At 46.1% G+C, this 17,776-nt stretch carries 16 protein-coding genes and 1 pseudogene; 4 read left to right on the forward strand and 13 right to left on the reverse strand.

Annotated features, from left to right (window positions below):
- Positions 1–108: 108 nt before the first annotated feature.
- Both THEBA_RS13240 and THEBA_RS13245 read right to left on the reverse strand, forming a co-directional pair.
- Complete coding sequence (locus THEBA_RS13240) at positions 109–654, reverse strand: hypothetical protein (protein WP_014731954.1); 546 nt, start codon at positions 652–654, stop codon at positions 109–111.
- 24 nt (positions 655–678) lie between these two features.
- Positions 679–1,872, reverse strand: coding sequence for a hypothetical protein (locus THEBA_RS13245; protein WP_014731955.1), 1,194 nt, complete (start codon positions 1,870–1,872; stop codon positions 679–681).
- A 163-nt stretch (positions 1,873–2,035) separates the two neighbouring features.
- Between THEBA_RS13245 and THEBA_RS13250 the strand changes: the two genes are divergently transcribed.
- From THEBA_RS13250 to THEBA_RS13260, 3 genes are all read left to right on the forward strand, one after another.
- Positions 2,036–3,316: an MFS transporter gene (locus THEBA_RS13250; RefSeq protein WP_236609172.1), complete on the forward strand. Its 1,281-nt coding sequence runs from the start codon at positions 2,036–2,038 to the stop codon at positions 3,314–3,316.
- 53 nt (positions 3,317–3,369) lie between these two features.
- The gene (locus THEBA_RS13255) at positions 3,370–4,326 is read left to right on the forward strand and encodes a phosphotransferase enzyme family protein (protein ID WP_257212120.1); all 957 of its coding nucleotides are present in this window, start codon (positions 3,370–3,372) and stop codon (positions 4,324–4,326) included.
- A 356-nt stretch (positions 4,327–4,682) separates the two neighbouring features.
- Positions 4,683–6,182: an aminotransferase-like domain-containing protein gene (locus THEBA_RS13260; protein WP_006487255.1), complete on the forward strand. Its 1,500-nt coding sequence runs from the start codon at positions 4,683–4,685 to the stop codon at positions 6,180–6,182.
- A 10-nt stretch (positions 6,183–6,192) separates the two neighbouring features.
- Here THEBA_RS13260 and THEBA_RS13265 read toward each other — a convergent pair whose 3' ends face one another.
- The 3 genes from THEBA_RS13265 to THEBA_RS13275 are packed head-to-tail and all read right to left on the reverse strand — an operon-like array spanning position 6,193 to position 8,470.
- Positions 6,193–7,287: a lysophospholipid acyltransferase family protein gene (locus THEBA_RS13265; protein ID WP_006487256.1), complete on the reverse strand. Its 1,095-nt coding sequence runs from the start codon at positions 7,285–7,287 to the stop codon at positions 6,193–6,195.
- A gap of 4 nt (positions 7,288–7,291) precedes the next feature.
- Positions 7,292–7,618: a hypothetical protein gene (locus tag THEBA_RS13270; protein ID WP_006487257.1), complete on the reverse strand. Its 327-nt coding sequence runs from the start codon at positions 7,616–7,618 to the stop codon at positions 7,292–7,294.
- Between the two features lie 21 nt (positions 7,619–7,639).
- On the reverse strand, positions 7,640–8,470 hold the full coding sequence (locus tag THEBA_RS13275) for an outer membrane protein assembly factor BamB family protein (RefSeq protein WP_081484655.1): 831 nt from the start codon (positions 8,468–8,470) through the stop codon (positions 7,640–7,642).
- A gap of 306 nt (positions 8,471–8,776) precedes the next feature.
- Here THEBA_RS13275 and THEBA_RS13280 point away from each other — a divergent pair, with 306 nt between their 5' ends.
- Positions 8,777–10,066, forward strand: coding sequence for an ArsB/NhaD family transporter (locus THEBA_RS13280; RefSeq protein WP_006487262.1), 1,290 nt, complete (start codon positions 8,777–8,779; stop codon positions 10,064–10,066).
- A 9-nt stretch (positions 10,067–10,075) separates the two neighbouring features.
- Here the strand turns inward: THEBA_RS13280 and THEBA_RS13285 are convergent, their stop codons facing one another.
- The 8 genes and pseudogenes from THEBA_RS13285 to THEBA_RS13315 all read right to left on the reverse strand — a co-directional run bounded on the left by THEBA_RS13285 (position 10,076) and on the right by THEBA_RS13315 (position 17,537).
- A complete protein-coding gene (locus tag THEBA_RS13285) occupies positions 10,076–10,519 on the reverse strand; it encodes a poly-gamma-glutamate biosynthesis protein PgsC/CapC (protein ID WP_006487263.1) in 444 nt (147 codons plus the stop codon).
- The gene (gene pgsB / locus THEBA_RS13290; protein ID WP_006487265.1) at positions 10,519–11,622 is read right to left on the reverse strand and encodes a poly-gamma-glutamate synthase PgsB; all 1,104 of its coding nucleotides are present in this window, start codon (positions 11,620–11,622) and stop codon (positions 10,519–10,521) included. The genes THEBA_RS13285 and pgsB overlap by 1 nt, the downstream gene beginning before the upstream one ends.
- Complete coding sequence (gene pgsW, locus THEBA_RS13295) at positions 11,619–12,722, reverse strand: poly-gamma-glutamate system protein (protein ID WP_006487267.1); 1,104 nt, start codon at positions 12,720–12,722, stop codon at positions 11,619–11,621. The genes pgsB and pgsW overlap by 4 nt, the downstream gene beginning before the upstream one ends.
- A 30-nt stretch (positions 12,723–12,752) precedes the next feature.
- Entirely contained in the window at positions 12,753–14,375 is a 1,623-nt protein-coding gene (locus tag THEBA_RS13300; RefSeq protein WP_014731958.1) for an OPT/YSL family transporter, read from the reverse strand.
- Positions 14,376–14,470: 95 nt separating this feature from the next.
- Positions 14,471–14,737 (reverse strand): annotated as a pseudogene (locus THEBA_RS15030) (hypothetical protein); the annotation flags it as partial.
- Between the two features lie 387 nt (positions 14,738–15,124).
- Positions 15,125–15,757, reverse strand: a complete 633-nt coding sequence (locus THEBA_RS13305) for a methionine ABC transporter permease (RefSeq protein ID WP_014731959.1) — start codon at positions 15,755–15,757, stop codon at positions 15,125–15,127.
- Positions 15,757–16,746, reverse strand: coding sequence for a methionine ABC transporter ATP-binding protein (locus THEBA_RS13310; protein WP_014731960.1), 990 nt, complete (start codon positions 16,744–16,746; stop codon positions 15,757–15,759). Before THEBA_RS13310 ends, THEBA_RS13305 begins: the two co-directional genes overlap by 1 nt.
- 11 nt (positions 16,747–16,757) lie before the next feature.
- On the reverse strand, positions 16,758–17,537 hold the full coding sequence (locus THEBA_RS13315; RefSeq protein ID WP_014731961.1) for a MetQ/NlpA family ABC transporter substrate-binding protein: 780 nt from the start codon (positions 17,535–17,537) through the stop codon (positions 16,758–16,760).
- Positions 17,538–17,776: the final 239 nt, after the last annotated feature.

Genomic DNA, 17,776 nt, shown 5'->3' on the forward strand with positions numbered 1-17,776 from the left:
ACGCACCCTTAAGTATATTTCGAGAATGCTCTTCGTGCTAATTGCAGCTTCAGACCCGCGATTTTCCAGTTCGAAGAGAACGAAGACGGGCCATTTAGCCCGTCTACACTAGAAATCAAAATTGTATCTTCCTGCCAGATGAAAGTGAGGAAAGAACGTCGAGTGTCTTGCCAGCTGATCTCCAAGGTTGAATCCCACATTTATGATTGAAGTTGCCAGCTCGAGACTGAAGTCGCTCATGTCGAAGCCTGCTCCGATGTGGGAGACTAGCGGAAGATACTTTATGTCTCGAGCTGCAAGGATGCTAGACAGTTCAGTCATCGCCGTTACCTTGAAGAAGACAGGCGGAAGAGAAGACGCGAGATCTTCGAGTCCCAGTTCGGCATAAAGTCCTATGAGTGATTGCGTGGGGTCAAGAGAATAGAATTCCATTTCCTCAAAGCCGAATCCGAAGACCGGAACATCTGCAATAATGCCTAAGACGGGTTTGCTAAACAACATCCAGCCTACCTGAGTCCTCCCGAAAAACTGGAGATCAAATTCCTTCGTCTGTCTGTTTTGGTTGAGAACAAACCCCATACCAACGGAGAAATGAGTGGCAACCAGTGCCGAGGCCATTCCCAGAATCAAAACAAATACTGCAATTCGTTTCACTATCACACCTCCTGTAGGTTCAAATCAATATCTCAGCCTTGCGGCAATTTCGCAATCAAGTAGTTCCTTATCTACCACCACTACTTTGCCGTCGTTGTTTACGACACTCCTTACGATCCACGGACCTACGTTTCTAACCTCTCTGCTGTCTTTGACTGCATGTGTATATACGAGCTCTCTCCCAAGCACGTAACCCCTCTTTCTCTCAGTTGGGTTAATGAAAAGGGTATCGATCCTTCTATCATTTGCTGCTTTAGAGACTTCTGTCCATCCTTCAACGTATTTCTCGAAATTCTCTTTCGCGTTGTGAAGAAATTCCCTTCGGATCTTTCTGCTCACGCTCTCTATAAGCTTCGAGGCATCTTCCTGTAGCTGCCTCTCTTGATTAAGGGTTTTCTGGACGAAGACAGGGTGTGCATAAGGCAATAATTGCCTCGCTTCGTTTTTGAACTTCTCCATAGTCTCGTTAAAGGAAGAAGAGTAATAGATGACTAGATAGTTAACATCTTTTGGAAGATCTTCGTCGTTCTTTATCAGTGAGGCAATCTTCTGAAGAAATCTTCGGTTCTCTTCTTCTTTTGCCCTGCCGACTTTCTCCGAAGCGTTGCCGTGGTACATCGCTCCTGAGGAAGGTGAGGGAGAGTATTCCTCCATATACTCCTGTTCCTTTTTCCTAATGAATTCATTTTCAATACTCTTTATTAACGAAAGCTTGTTGCCATCCATCGCATAGAAAGATGACTTCTCTCTCTCCAACGATACGATCAGGGCGTCTATGGACGAACTTGAAAGCCAGATCAACTGATCAAGATCAAAAGTCTTGCCTATGTATATCTCTTTCTCCGGTACCTGTGAAAGAGGGATGATGCTCAAGCCTTCTATCACCTCATCGGCTTTTACGTCTTCTCCCATGCGGAATTCAACGAAAATCGCCAATCCTCTTCGAAGTTCTTTTGTATTTCCCAAACCAGTAAGAACGGCTTCAACAATTCTTTGATTGATCTTTCCCATTCCAGATAACTTCTCGTCCTTTCTCAAATGCTCAAGGATGAATGACTTAACATGTCTTTCGGCATCGGCTCTTGTCATGTTTTCCATAGGGAAGTAGAATGTGAGAAGATAAGAGTCTGATCTTATTTCCGCCTCTACATTCAGGAGCTTTTCGAGTTCTTTTTCCATCTCAGCTCTTCGAAGAACGCGTGGTTTGAAATCATCCATTGAATCTGCCTCCTTCCATGCTTTCTGGTGGTTTGAAAGAACCTTAGGGCTCTACTGTCTAGAATACATTTGATCTAATCTTGGAACATCCATTCGTTCACATTGGCTGCGACCGTTTCAATTCAATTATAACCCCAGAAAATGTAGTACAATAGTCGCGGAGATGATTCGTTTGGCTAACAGTTTACTATGCTTGCTCCACTCTAGAATGGGGAGAGCCTTTCCGGCCTTAAAAGTTAAAAATTTCAGATACTTCTGGATCGGTCAACTCATATCTGTTATGGGAACATGGATGCAGACAGCTGCTCAGTCATGGCTTGTTCTGACAATTACCGATTCGCCGTTTTTGCTGGGACTCCTCGGAGTTGCTCAGTTTACTCCTGTGCTTCTATTTTCGCTACCTGCAGGAGTCTTCGTCGACCGATTTCCCAAAAGAAGTATCGTTCTGCTGACTCAGACGATCTCCATGATTCTGGCCTTGATTCTTGCAATTCTTGTATTCACAGATTCGGTTCAGTACTGGCATATATTTCTTCTCGCTCTTGGCCTAGGGATGGTAAAGACACTTGATATTCCTGCAAGACAGTCTTTCATGATTGAACTTGTGGGACGTGATGTTGTGCTGAACGCAGTCGCGTTGAACTCAACAGTAATGAATCTGGGAAGAGTAGTGGGCCCGGCGGTTGCCGGGGTCGTTATGGCTCTGGTTGGAGCAGGCTGGTGTTTTCTGGTTAACGGTGTGACTTTCCTGGCTGTGATCTTTGGATTATTGAAGATAGACGTTGAACCTGTAATAAAGAAGCGACCAAAGGGAACCGTGATACCGGATATCAAGGAAGGGCTAGTTTACCTGTTTAGTAAGCCGATACTGACTACGACAACCCTCATTCTGGCTATTGTGAGTACCTTTGGCATGAATTACAGCGTCCTAATCCCTGTTTTCGCGAGAAATCAGCTTGGTCTTGACGCGCAAGGATATGGTCTTTTGATGTCCGCTCTGGGAGTAGGATCCATGCTTGGTGCGCTAATTGTTGCAAGCAGCAGTTCAAGAGGGCCGAATAGAGTTCGACTCTTTGTCGTTCCGTTCATCACATCATCGCTTTTTATGATTATGGCATTCAACAGATCCTATGCCTTTTCGGCTTTGCTGATTGGCTTGATGGGATTTGCGAATATCTTCTTTACAACAACTGCTAACAGTCTTATGCAAATAAATTCCGATAATGAGTTTAGGGGAAGAGTTATGAGCGTATATTCGCTCGTCTTCGCAGGGTCAACACCTATCGGGAACATGTTTGTGGGTTCGATTGCCGACAAGGCCGGTGGAGGCAGCGCTTTCTTCTGGGCCGGCGTTGTAACTTTTTTTCTTGTGGCGGCTACGATTATCGCTCACAAAATAAGGAAGAGATCAGTAAGGGTGAAACCGGAGCAACATCCTGACTGAAGAATCAACCAGAAATGTTGTATAATCTCAATGTTTATATCCGGGGTGATAACATGTCGAGTATTCCCTTCTCCCGGATTTCCAGGTTCTGGGGGCTAAAGAGGAAAATCGTACTTGAAAAAAAGACTAACGCTAGAGCTTTCATTGTGAGGTCTGGCAGTATTTTTTACGTATTGAAGAGGAGGGTCGCATCTCTTCCTTCTAGATCTTGCCAGACTGAGCTTCTTAAATACCTTGTCCAGAGTGGGCTTCCCGTATCTGCGCCTATTCCCTCGGGAAGTGGTGAGTTCGAGGTGAAGATAGGGAAATATGTATATTCGCTGTTTCCATACATAGAAGGCGAAAAGGCCGATTCCAACATTTCCAATGCCACGCCCGAAATGGCGGAGGAGCTAGGAATCTTCACCGGGAGGCTTCACAGAGTTCTTAAAGAAGCAGAAGGGAGTTTCTTCGAAAGAACTAATCTGCTGAAATCCCTCACCTCTGCAATTAGGTATTTCAACTCGACCGGATCTTTCTTTTCAAGATCAGATATGGAAATGATAGAAGAGTTTTTCACAGATTTCTACAAGCTCTATTACAAGCTTCCGGTCCAGATAATCCATGGCGACTATCATCCAGGCAACATAATAGTGCACGAAGGAAAGGTTTCTGGGATAATAGACTTTGATTGCGCGACCAGAGAAGTGAAAGCGCTGGATCTCGCTTATCTTATTCACAGTGTCTTTGCAGAGTTTTCAAGAATGGGTTCACCTTCACTCTTCCTCTACCTGCTTCCTCACTTGCTTGAAGGCTATTGCCTTGAGAACACTCTTTCTTTTGACGAACGGGAGAGCTTGGGTTATCTTCTTGCTGCTATCTCAATAATTCAGATACACTATTTTTCGGCAAACGGACTTTCTGACGAAGCGAATTTTGCATCGACGGTTTTCAGATGGATTTACCTGAACAACCATCGAATAAAGGAAAAGTCCGGACTGGTTCTAACGCGTTCCAAAAAGGCAGTCTGAAGATTTATCGGATAGTGAAAGCCCCTCCATGTTTTCTTGTCTCTCTTGTTCTTACCCGTTTAACAATTGCCTCCATATATGTCATCCTTTCTGCATTGTCTTATCGGATAATTCGTTGATTGTAACGAAGTATCTGCGATCAAATCGACTATAGTTGTAATTCCTCCTAAAGAGAAACCGCATAAGAAGAAATGGAACGATCCATTCACTCCAAGTGTCTCGAAAGCGATCTCCCTAGGATTCTCAATAATACAAGCACTCATTGACGGATTCATTCTGGTTCGCTCCAATTATTCTTAACTGGTATGGTGCTATCGAAGTTATGGCATATAATCCGTTTATAGGAGGCGGACTATATGATTGGGTTGAAAATTGTGATCGACAGGAACTCCGAAGTCCCTTTTTTCAAGCAGTTAGTTGATCAACTGAGAACGGCAGTAATAAGAAGGGAGATACCTGAGGGGACACGACTCCCTTCCGAACGGGAGCTTTCGAAGCTGCTGAGGCTGAACAGAAGTGTTGTTGTAAAGGCTTACAATGAACTGAAGCTGGACGGACTTCTGGTTTCGAAAACGGGCAGTGGAACATACGTAATTTCGGCCCATCCGCAAAAAAAGGAATTCGACATGATTTCCTGGGGAGAACAACTCAACTCATGGGCTACCCTTCCGGCCGGTTCGGCAAGATGGGTAAACCTTCTCAAAAGTCTGTCGGATGGTTGCATACGTCTAGATACAGGTGTGCCTCACGTAGGCGCCGATCAGGTTGATCTGATGAAGGAGATACTTGGAAACCTAACCGATGAGGAACTGATCACTACACTGAATTATCCTTCGCTAAGGGGCCACCCGGAACTCATCAAGTATCTTTGCCTGAGAATGAACAGCTCTGGACTTCACATAAACTCGAGGAACATGCTGATCACTGTGGGCACCGAAGAAGCTATCTATTTGTTATTCTCGGCTCTAGCGAGACCGGGAGAGACGATAGTCATCGAAAACCCGACCTACGTTAACGTAATCAACATCTCGAGAATGTTTCAGCACAGAGTTATCCCTGTAGAGAGGAACTCGGAGGGTTTGAATCTTTCTACACTGGAGAACGTGTTAAATAGAAGCCGGGTAAAATTCATATACACTATGAGCTGCTCGCACAACCCGACAGGGGCAAACATGCCCGAAAGGAAAAAGGAAGCCCTCGTCAAACTCTCAGAGCAGTATTCGGTTCCCATAATCGACGACACTGTGTTTTCCGAAATCCAGTATGATCTTCCTGCACCCAAATCACTCAAGTACTACGACACCCATAACTGTGTTATCGAGATCGGCGGCATTTCTAAGGCCTACGCGCCAGGGCTCAGGATAGGCTGGATAATCGCCGATGAAGCATTGATCGAAAGGCTGATCGAGCCCGTAAGAATGATCTCACTTGGAGTCCCGAATTTCAGCCAGCTCGTTGCAGCCAAGATGCTTTCAACAGGAGAGTATGACGCTTTCCTGAAAAGATATCTAGAACTGTGCCTCAAGAAAAGGGAGACTACGAAAAGAGCTTGTTACAGACATCTTCCTGGTTACATAAGAGTGAACGAGGCTCAGGGGGGCAACTTTTTCTGGCTAGAACTGCCGGGTTCTATGGACGGCTGGAAGCTTGCGGAAGAAGGAATTGAACAGGGTGTTGCCGTCGCTCCCGGGAGTCTCTTCACGTTCGATTCGAGTGGCAGGAGTTTCGTGCGCCTCAATCCTCTGGGGGTTCCGCATGATCAAATCGAAGAGGGAATAAGCCGGCTTTCGAGAGCAATCGAGTCTAATTCAAAGAGAGATAATCGTGAGGAAGGGACGGTTTCAGTGGTAGTTTAGAGTTCGAGACTCAGGAACCATGTGGATGGGAGAAATACCTGTGTGCCCAGAAGAGAAGTAGCGAAGAGCTCCCGGTCATCAGTCTCACGATGGAATGCTCGTAATTGAATTCGGTTATTCTCTTCAAGAAATTCGAGAGGCCTCTAATCTTGGGAAGAAGATAACTTCTCTCTCCTATCCGCAATTCTCTGCTGTTCATGGAGACTCTTCCTGCATAACTGGTTTTGGCGCCACTGCCAATTTCCATCTCCGTAACAGTCCCCTCGCCCACTTCGATTCCTCCGTTTAGGGCAATATGTTCAGCGAGAATTTCTCGCTGGATCCCGATGATCTCTGGAACTGTCCTTCCCGAGACAAGTCCATAATCGTCTACAGTCAAGGATGTTCCGCATTTATCACAGATCGCTGAATCTCCTGAGGCTTTGACCGTCTGAAATTCACCACACTTTTCGCAGAACCAGATGATCTTCTCTATCCCTTCTGCTTTGTTCCTGCCCTTGAACATAACCTTCTTCTCTTCCTGCCATCTCCAGTCAGAAGCTTCAGAAAGGAAATCTAGCGCTTCTTTCCCGGCAAAGGACTTGAACTCCACTTCTATCCTTCCCCATCTATGATGATCCGCCCACCTTGGCTTTGTAAGGTATGCCCCACTCATTCTAGCTGCGACAACCGGTACATCGAGCCTCTCCAAGAACCTGTCTGTTCCAGGCGGAACCTCGCCAAACTCGCCATCCCACGTTACAGAACCCTCCGGCATCAGGCCAAGAACTCCACCGTTGCTCACGACCTCAATCATCTTTCTCATGGCGGGGATATCGGGGACACCCTTCCTTTTCTGAATTGCTCCCGCCGCCCTCAAAATCGGTCCCGAAAAAGGGTTGTCGAAATTTCCAGCGGCCACAGCCCATACTATTGGGAAGCTCGTAAGGGCCTCGATCAAAACGGCGTCGATGAAGTAAGCATGATTGCCAATCAGAATAAACGGAGGTCTGGGCAACTTTTCCATGCCTATTCCATAGAGATTGTATCTCTTAATGAAGGGGACCCTGAGAATCGGTCTCAGCGCTCTCCAGATTAGCTTGTCTCCAGGGAGTCTTCTCTTCATCGGATCACACACCTACTTTTCTTCCGGATCTGCTTTGATCGCATCCGTATTGCGGCCAAGAACCCGAAGGGGAAGAGCCCGTCTTCAGCGCGCCCAGTCTACTCCTACCACCAATATCGTTCGAAGTAACGGCATAATACGGTACGCCTTCCTCACTCGTTACAGGTGAACCCAGGCTGTCTTTTCCTATGTATTCGGATGACTCAATCTGCCCAAAAGAGTTCAGTTGGAAGATCTTTGCCTCGCCACGTACGATCACATAAATATTACCATTGGAAGAAGAAATCGGAGTCGCCACTATTTCATCTTCAAGCTCCGTGCTCCATATCAAAGATCCTTCACTGGATATTGCCTACCACTGTCCATAGAACGCACGGGCGAAGATCAACCCCTTATCTCCAACTACCGGACTAGCCGCAATCGCTGAATTTTCAGGATTTTCTGCTATCTGAAGGTTCCACTTCTCGGAACCGTCTACCGGATCAAAGACATAAAGGTGACCATCATGGTATGTACTGTAAACGGTCCGCTCTTCACCTATTGCCGGACTGGAATAGAAGCCGGAAGATATAGTCTCAGTCTCATTTCTCCAGAGAAACTCCCGACCCTTAAGTGCAAAGATGTAGTTTGAATCACTCCCCCCGGTTGTCATTGTGCAAAAAAAGACTGTTTTGTCTATTCCGACTAAAGACCTCGACCAGATCTCTCGTCCGGTTTCGAAGTTCCAGAGTTCCTTCCCGCCTGAAGAGATGCAGTAGAGAACACCGACATATATTCCAAAATACACGTTGCCAAAGGCATCGAAAGAGGGACTTACCCTGACTGTGGTGGCTCCCGCTTCCTCTGTTCCTCCAAATGACCCATGAAGTACACCTTCACTCGAAAGTTTCATTTGTCTTCTCGAAGTAGTTCCAATATGTTGGTCACCCTCACTGTTAATGGATGCGTCACTGCTGAACCATTCACCGCTGACTGACTTCAAAGAGAAGAGTGTTCTGTGGGATTCTAGACTTGAGGTGAACGAGAATGTTGTGTCCATAGTGTTCACGAAAATCTCTCCATTTCTACCGATTACTGGGCTGCTGAACCGAAAAGACCCATCCACTCCGGAATAAAAACCGCCCAAAACAAGGAAGAGCGAGATGTGGGGCAGATCGTAATTGCTTCCAAAACAACACCTCATTGCTTGTAAGCGTCATTTAGCGAATATCTTGTATCAATCATAACTCATTCATCTCTCGAAACGAAGGTTCTTTTGGGTCCCTCTTAGATTCCAGTTTCGCAGTGTAAACTTCGAGTTGGCGATCGAATCATTTTCCGCTCAGCGTCGATCGTGATTATCCACAGCACTGAATACAAGTCGAGCGAATCATGTCATTCATATTAGAGATATCTTTCTTCAAGACCTAGGGAAAGTGCCATAATATCTTCATCGTCGGGCCAACCAAAGGTTGCACGCCCCTTTATTTGTTGAGTTTTTTGAGATACAATGGGACTTATGGACAGGATCTTCATTGTAGTTTATTTCATATTGACTTTCATACTTATTGTACTTTCAAAGAGACGGAGGGTACTGATCGCCTTTACCGCAGGTATGATGCTTGTGGCCCTCAAGGTCTCCGAGAGTATGAGAATCGAAACAATTTCCCAGTTCGTGGACTTCAACGCCATATTTCTTCTAATAGGAATGATGGTTATTGTTGCTGTAATTAAATCGACGGGATTCTTTCAGTATGTGGCAGTCAGGACTTTGAAGGCGACAAAAGGTAACATCCTTTTACTATCGGTGCTATTTTCCGCTCTTATAGCGGCCTTTTCAATGGTTTTGGACAATGTGACTACGATGATCATGTTCATGCCCATCATTTTCTTTGTCGCAGATACTGCAGGATTCAATCCTTTTGGATTCACGGCTGTTATGATTCTCGCTTCAAATATCGGGGGGTGTATGACCCTTGTTGGCGACCCTCCAAACATTATCATAGGTAACGCATCGAAGATTCCATTCTTGACCTTCACCAGTCTTGTGTTTATTCCGCTTGTACTGACATATATAGTTCTAATGCTAATCTCGCGATTCAAAATTCTAAGGGGTCTCTCATCTATTTCGGACAAGAAAGATGAGATTCAAGGACTTAAGCTGGACGGAGTAATAACCAACAGAAAGTTGATGTATGTCAGTCTGGGCACATTGATAGTTGTTGTCATTGGATTTGCAGTTCATAGCATTGTAGATATCGAAATGTCACTATTTGCGGTTTTGGGAGCTGCATTTCTGCTTTTGTATACCGGAAAGGACTTTGAATCGGTGGCAAATGAAGTCGACTGGAACGCCATTCTCTTCTTCATCGGGCTCTTTTCACTTGCATATTCTCTTGAAAGCACGGGAATAACAAGTGAACTTTCCGATCTTGCGTTAGGTCTTTCCAGCAACCCCGCAGTTCTTTCTATGCTTATACTCTGGGTCAGTGGAATGATCGCAATGGTGACTGGCGCCATTCCCGTGGTCACGATATTCATTCCGATTGTTGCTGAACTCTCTGTTCACTATCCGCTTCAATATGATCTCTGGATTGCACTTGCTTTGGGAGCAAACCTCGGTGGGAATGGAACAGTAACCGGCCATCTTGCAAATGTGATGTGCTTTGAGATGGTCAACAAAGAGTACGGAAATACGCACAGTTTTCTCGATTTCATGAAGATCGGATTCCCCTCTTCCGTTATCTCTCTGGCAATCTCGAGTTTGTTTCTGATTATTAGGCTCGTTATCTTCGGATAACTATGACTGCTAGATAACCATTACTGTCCTTATCAATGTATCGATCAGCCAAAGGAGCAGTGTTACGAAGGCCAGTGAAAGAGAAGTCTTTATAATTCCTTGCCTGTAGAAGTCATTAGCGATGAGCCCCGGAACAATCGTGCCGATTACGGTTGAAAACAGCTCGACTGGAAGATTGGGCATCAGAAAGGTATCCAGAGAGAGTTTGACGAAAACACCTAGAACAATGCCAAGAGCCATCCTCTTTCTGCCGTAGAGAATCAGATATCTCTGGAGAAGATTCAGGATGAGAAATGTAACAAGGCCGACCGCCCAGGTGTATAGAAGCCTCAACGGTTGTTCCATAAAAATGAAAAGATAGACTGGAGTCACAAGTCCACCTGCAGACAATCCCGTCACCCACCAGAATGCAGTACTTATAACTATTCCAATCGAAAACAAAGCCGGACTCATTAAATCTCCTCCAGACCGTTCAGCCAGTTTACCAGGCCGCGAATATTACCGAATCCAAACACAAGCTCGCTTCCGTCTAAAAGCGAATCCAGTTGACTCGGATCATCTAGTTTCTCTACGTTCTTGCTGTTTAAAATCCTTCTTGGAAGGGGTCCTTTAACTATTGTTCTATCGAAACTCCTGATCATCGTTTCGAAAATTGCAGCCCTATCGGGCCTATCATCTCTAGAATTGAAGAACCCGATAATCTCTTTCTCTGGAAAGTCTCGCATCACTTTTTCCAGAAGAAGAGAAGTAGAGTGTAGATCGTTTGCAGCAAAGGCGTTTGCAAGAATGGCATTTCCCATTTTACCTCCGAGCTTCAAGTACCGGAAGGTTCCCACATCGGGCAGAACCTCTTTCATTCCCTCGATAGCCAGCGATCTGTCAAGCCCGAGAAGCTCTGCAGCTTTGATTGTGATCGACAGATTTTCGTCATGGGGTATGAATTTGAACCCAGAGAGGTATTCTGTTGACGTAGCCGCAACAATCAATTTTGTTTCGATTTTCTCGCAGGTCTTCCTAACTTTTTCATAGGCTTCGGGCGACACACTTCCTACGATACAGGCCTTTCCCGGCGCAATTGATAAAGAAAGAACACTGGCCGTTTCTTCTTCAGTGCTTCCTATCTCTTCGATGTGATCTGGGAACGTGTTAGTTATTACCGTGATGTCTGCATCGAGTATTCTTCCGCTTGCCAGCTGCATCTCGGGTTTTATGGCCATGCATTCGACAACGAGTGCGTCACATTTGTCGCGCCGGGATTTTCTGAGCGCGAGAAACTGCTCCTGTATGTTTGCGGGGCCATGGCGAATTATCTCTACGTGTTTCCCCTCTGGAGTAATCCACAGAGGCACAGTCCCTGTGGTCTTTCCAAGAACCCTAAACCCGTTGGCTTTTAGCGCGCCATGGATTAACCGCACGGTTTCACTCTTCCCTCTAGTTCCGTTTACCTGAACGACGAACTTGAGCCGCGCCCTACGCTTTCTAGATATTATGTTTTCAGCCAACAGGGCTGAAAGAAGAATCAAAAGTGCAGTTCCTGCAAGAATTATGTTGTTCATTGATGAATCACCCGTCCCACAACGATACAGAGAACCATCAGGCTCAGAAAGACGATTATTAGAGGCAAAGAGAAACTATCAACAAAAAAGACGCCGCTTTCTCCTGGTTCGGGAAATGGGACTGGATCAATGGGAATTCCGTTATCCAGAGCAAGATCTCTGATATTTAGGAGATGGATCACCGGTACTCCGAGTTCGGCAAACTCAAAGATCAGTCCTCTTTCATCGCCCTCTGGTATCGAACTGAACGCTGTAAGCAAACCGTTATCGAGACTTGTCGCAATAAGTGAATTGCCGAAATTCGGCGCTGCACCACCCACGTTTACGAAAACAGAAGGAAGCCCTTCGGCCTCCTGGATATAGATCTCCAGACGTTTGTCTATGCTTTCTTGAAGAGATTCTTCGTAGATGAAAGTCTTGCCGGAAGACAGAGCGATATCGGTCATTAGTTCGCGCGCGCCCGGAAAAAACATCCCGCTCGCTGTATCGTAGTTGCCTCCAAGTGAGACGGCAACGAGACTATCTCTGAGCAGGCCGACTTCTACGAGGCGATTCAGCATATGGACGAATGTGAACTCCGGGTGAGTTGCACCGTGTTCAGAGGCACCTATCGAGTAGATCACAAACGGTTGGAGCTCCAATGTCTCACAGGCACAAAGCGTCGCAAGTAGAAGAGACGGAAAGGAGCCGCTTGCACCGATAGCTACCGGATCACCTTTCTCAAGATTCAGTTGTTTGAAGAACTTAACCATAAGCGCCGCAAAATCTGGGTTCGTTGAAGTTCTCTTAGCCTGAAGATTGCCGAGAGTAGTTGTAATTTCGGTAAATTCGGGACCTATAAGGCCTGTCAAGTTAGGGTCGACTGAGGGATCGATTTCTATACCAAGTGATTCACGAAATCTGGAAAGTTCTTCTATTGATGAAGCCATTAGGCGAGCCGCGGCAAACTGATCCGCGTAATACGGGGACTCTATTCTTTGTCTTGACTGACCAACCAGAAAAAAACCTAACACCCCGATCATTGCGCCGAGTAGCAACCACTTCAAAGAAATGTTGGCTCGGCTATAAGGGACTGTGAGTAAAACATGAGAGCTCTTCAAAACAACTCCTCAAACATATCGACGAAAATGTCAACTTCCTGTAAGCACTCTGATAATCGCAAGAACCACCCCTGTAATCCCTTCTCCTCCAAGAAGACCAGACGATATGACCAGACCGTTCTCTTTCGACTTCGGATTGAGCTTTACGGAGATAAGACTTATCATGCCTCCCAAAAAAGCGGCAGACGATATCTCCATGGGAAGATACATTCCAATTCCCAGGGTCATCCCGGGGAGTCCAATCAGATAAATCAGTATTCCAATCATAAGACCGAAGAAGAAAGCCGGAGTATTGGGAAGACCACCGACCATTGTGGAAACGGCATACGCTTGTGGTGCGGGAAGCTCCGTTCCTGGGCCCATTGTACCATAGGCCCTGAACATAATAAACAGGACAACAACCGACACAACTGCACCGATTACTCCACCGACCGTCTCGGCTATAATCTGAGCTTTGGGATCAGTTTTCAAGAGGTAGCCGGACTTGAAATCGTTGAGTACATCTCCCGCGAGTCCGCAAGCCACTGCGACAACTCCGGCGACGAGGAAGGCCTCAATGGTGCCGATATCTGACACTACCTTTACCCCTAAGAGAATTATTATTCCGAAGACCTCCATCGGATTGATACCAGACTGCCCAGTAATCGAAGCGGCCATTGCCGTTGTAAGCCAAACTCCAACAATCGTAAGGAGAGATGGAATTAGCGTCATTTCCGTCAATGTTGTCAGAAATACGGCAACCACGGCAAAAAAGATAGGAGCGAGTATCAGTTGCCTTCCTAACCTTCCCTTTTCACGCTTCTGCGATTTCCCATATATCTCCTTTGCTCGAGGGAGGATTCCCTTTATAAGAATTCCCAGTCCAGTTCCAACCATTAGCCCTATTCCTAGGCTGTCTTTGAACGCAGCGGCAGTAGCGACATCTTCAAACCAGCCAAGAGCGACTCCTACGGGGATAATTAAGAAGTAGCTAAGAACCGCTCCGAGAAACCAAACACCGGTAAATAGGGGACCGATTATATAACCAATTCCAACTGCCATGGGCGAGATCCATGTGCCGAAGAAGATGTTTTTCGAATAGAGCCATGCAGAAGACCAGGCAGCCGGGATCCAGCCCAACCCGTCTCTTATAGCGACGAAGACTGCAGCAATTCCCATTGTGGAGAAGAGATACTTTGCTTTCCTTCCTCCCTCGTCACCGGCAACGACCGTTTCATATGATGCCACACCCATGGGAAAAGGCAGCTTCTCTTTCTCCACGAAATGCTGTCGGATAAGCGAAGTGAATACGACACCCAAAACAGTTCCGGATAAGGTGACGATCAACAACGAAAGAAAACCCACTTCAGACGTCTCCTCAAGGATCCAGATTCCGGGAATCGTAAAAGCCAGACCACCAGCTACCATTGCTCCCGACGACATTGCGGTGTGCGTAACGTTTATCTCGTTCAGATTGGTTCTTCCAAGCGCCTTCAATATTGCGAGGGACATTACCGCAACGAATATTGTTGGCCAGGGAAGGGCACCCATCCTCAAGGCGACATACATGGAACTGGTCGTGATTACTACCGAACCAAACCCTCCGATTACAAGGCTTCTAATAGTCAGCTGTTTTGAACTACCCTTTTCCAGCGACAATCCACCGTTTTTCACGCTCTGTCCCTCCTGTAAATCGATATGAGCAACACTCGGTCAAGTCTTCCATTCATATCAAGTCTCTTTACGATATAGATGACGGCTAACCGCGGTTACAGTCCAGAACGATCAGTCGGATCTATTCCAAAGCAATTTGGCCACTCAAACGCAATCCTTCTCAAGATTTCGCTCTGAAATTTAAACCGAGCGTTTTTGTGATCGCTGTGATGTTCGAAAAATATGCGGAATTTCGAAAATAAGTCTCCTCCGGAAATCTCGTAACTCGCTTCATCCCGGATGCTGTCCTCTGCTCTTGTGTAAACGAATCCTTCGATGAGTTTGTATTTTTCTCTTGAAGTTATCCACGGTATGGCCTCAAATTTCTCCGATTTATCGCCACAAAACTAGTCGTAATTAAGTATAAGGGTCTTCGATTCGCATCCACGCGTATTTCGAGACGTCTTCAGTTATCTCTTCTCTTTCAGCTTCACAGTTTGCCAACTCGTCAGGGAAGGAGTCTCCTTCACAGAAGGCGGCAATTCCGGTATCTGTATCGTGATACGCTAACATCGCACTCTAGACGGTCAATCTCCATCAAATTGACTCGCGTATCGATGTCGATCGGTAGTCCCTTCATTGTTGTACTCTTTTCAGTAGACTTCTGTTTTCGAGCAGTTTCTTCGCCCGATACCAGTTTACAACATCCTGGCCTGAGCACGAAAGATGCAATTTTAATCTAGAAATCTTCTGAAATATTTGAACCAGAGTTATTTTCGTAATCTTTTTGCCAGCTTGCCTCCAGTGAACTGAAGAAGCTGGCTGATTGCCACGAGAACGATAACGGCGTAAAGAACCACGTCCCACTGAAACCTGTAGTAACCGTAGTTGATTGCCAGCTGACCCAGCCCACCGGCGCCTACGGCCCCCGCTATTGCCGTGTAGGTGACGAGATTGATCAGCAGTACGGTTACGTTTCCAATTTGATCGGGCAGCGTTTCCGGAATCAAAACCCTTGTGACCATCTGCCATCTATTGAGTCCCATCGAGTTCGATGAATCGATGATTCCAGAGGGAACGCCGTTGAAGGAATTCTCGGAAAGCCTTGCCATGAATGGGATAGCAGCAATCGTCAGATTGAATATTGCTGCGTTCGGCCCGATTATCGTTCCCATGACTCGTTTAGTAACGGGAATCAAAAGCAAAACAAGAATAATGAACGGAATCGATCTAAAAATGTTCACCAAGAGATCTAACAAAGCGTAAAGCCCTTTAAGCCCACGAGACCTCGAACACAGGTACAATCCCACCCCGAGGGGAATGCCAAGAAAAGTAGCGAGAAATCCCGAGAGAAGTAGCATGTAAAGAGTTTCAAGAGTTGCGTTAAAAATCTGAGATAGCATCAGCATACCTCCTCAAGGAAGAATACGGATTCCCTTAGCTTTTCGACGAAGAGATCCTGTTTCTCGCCCTCGACACCGATTATTAGAGTTCCAAAGGGACCGTTCTTGAATTCTTCTATCTTTCCGTAGAGGATATTTATCATCACATCGTTCTCTTTTGCGATTTTCCAGAGAACGGGTTCATGGGTCCGTGTACCCCAGAAAAGAACTCTAAGGATCTTCTTGTTAGCCGAAAGTAAAGTTTTCTCTAGTTCCAGGGGCTTACCGAAGTCACTCACTTCATTGTTTTCTATCTTGACGAAGAACTCATGGGTTGGTCCGAAGAAGTCCAGCTTTCCATTCTGCAGATATGCAACTCTGTCGCAAGTTCTCTTGATAACATCCATATCATGAGTAACAACGATAAAAGTGATGCCGTGTTTTTCATTGAGACTTACGACGAGATCTAGAAGTCTGCCGGTCGTCTTTGGATCGAGAGCCGAGGTGGGCTCATCGAGAAGAATCATCTTTGGATCCATAACGAGAGCGCGAGCGATTGCGGCTCTCTGCTGTTCGCCCCCAGATAACTGCGAAGGATAGGCTCTCAGTCTGTGTTCCAGGCCAAGCTCTGTAGCTATATTCATTACTCTCTCTTCTATCTCTTTCTTTGAGACACCTTGAATCTTCAGAGGAAAGGCAATGTTCTGATATAAAGTCCTGTACCGATAAAGATTGAAGCTCTGAAAGACTACGCCAATCTTCTTTCTTACATTTCGCACTTCGCTCTCTTTGAGTCCAACGATGTCAAGACCGTCGAAGAATATCGAACCGCTATCGACAGGCTGCAGGAGGTTGAGGGTTCGGAGCAGAGAAGTTTTCCCTGCTCCGGACAACCCCACGATTCCCACTATTTCTTCCTCTTCGACCGACAAACTCACATCATCGAGGATCTTTCTCTTTCCCGATTTGTCTTCAAAAGATAGATTTAGCTTTTCGACCCTTAGAATCAAAACACTGCGCCTCAAAAGACCGGTACTACGGCACCATCGTACTTTTCATTAATGAAGTCTCTGACCTTTTCCGTTGTCAGGGCGTCGATTAGTGCCTTCAGCCACGCTTCGTCTTTGTCGACTTCACGAATGGCTATTATGTTTGCATAAGGAGATTCGGCTCCTTCAATGAATTCCGCGTCCGTAACTGCGTTGAGGTTGATAGTAAGGGCGTAGTTCGTGTTGATAACGGCTCCGACAACCGTTTTGTCGTCTGTGTAGACTCTGGGAATGAATCCAGCCTCGATCTCTACGAAAGTTAGCTGCTTTGGATTCTCTTTTATGTCTAGAACTGTCGACTCCAGTTTCGTAGGATCTTTGAGCTGTATAAGTCCGTTGTTGTGGAGAAGAATAAGTGCGCGGCCTTCATTAGTTGGATCATTTGGAAGGGCGATCTTGTCGCCCGGAACCAGCTCCGAAAGAGGTTTCTTCAAGAAGAACCCCATCGGTTCGACGTGAATAGCCTTAGCAGAAACCAGTCCCTTTATTCCCCTCTGAGAAGTGAAGGACACAAGGTAAGGAAGATGCTGGAAATAATTGGCATCAAGCTCGCCGGTTGAAAGGGCAATGTTCGGAAGCACGTAGTCGTTGAACACAACTATCTCGAGATCGAACCCTTTTTCAGCGAGGTCGGCTTTTATAGCCTCAAGGATCTCCGCGTGGGGGACGGGTGAAGCACCTATCCTGATCTTCGTCGTACCGAACGCAAACACTACTCCCAGTAGAACCAGTAACACAAACAGTCTCTTCATTCAAATCCCTCCTGAATATAAAAAAAGGGCGTCTCCTTTGAGACGCCCTGCTTCTATTTTCTCAGGTACAGCTAAGCACCCGAAGAAACAAGGGCGTTGCCGTACATCATCATAGCTATTCTGTTTTTCTCTCTAAAAGTCTCTTCAGTCATAGGAAAACCTCGCGATTATTTAGCTCATTATAGCCTATCGGCTCTTTCCAAAGCAAGTCGCTAATGTAAAATATAGCTCATTATCTA

Origin of the sequence: Mesotoga prima MesG1.Ag.4.2, assembly GCF_000147715.2 — a bacterium.
Lineage (GTDB): Bacteria > Thermotogota > Thermotogae > Petrotogales > Kosmotogaceae > Mesotoga > Mesotoga prima.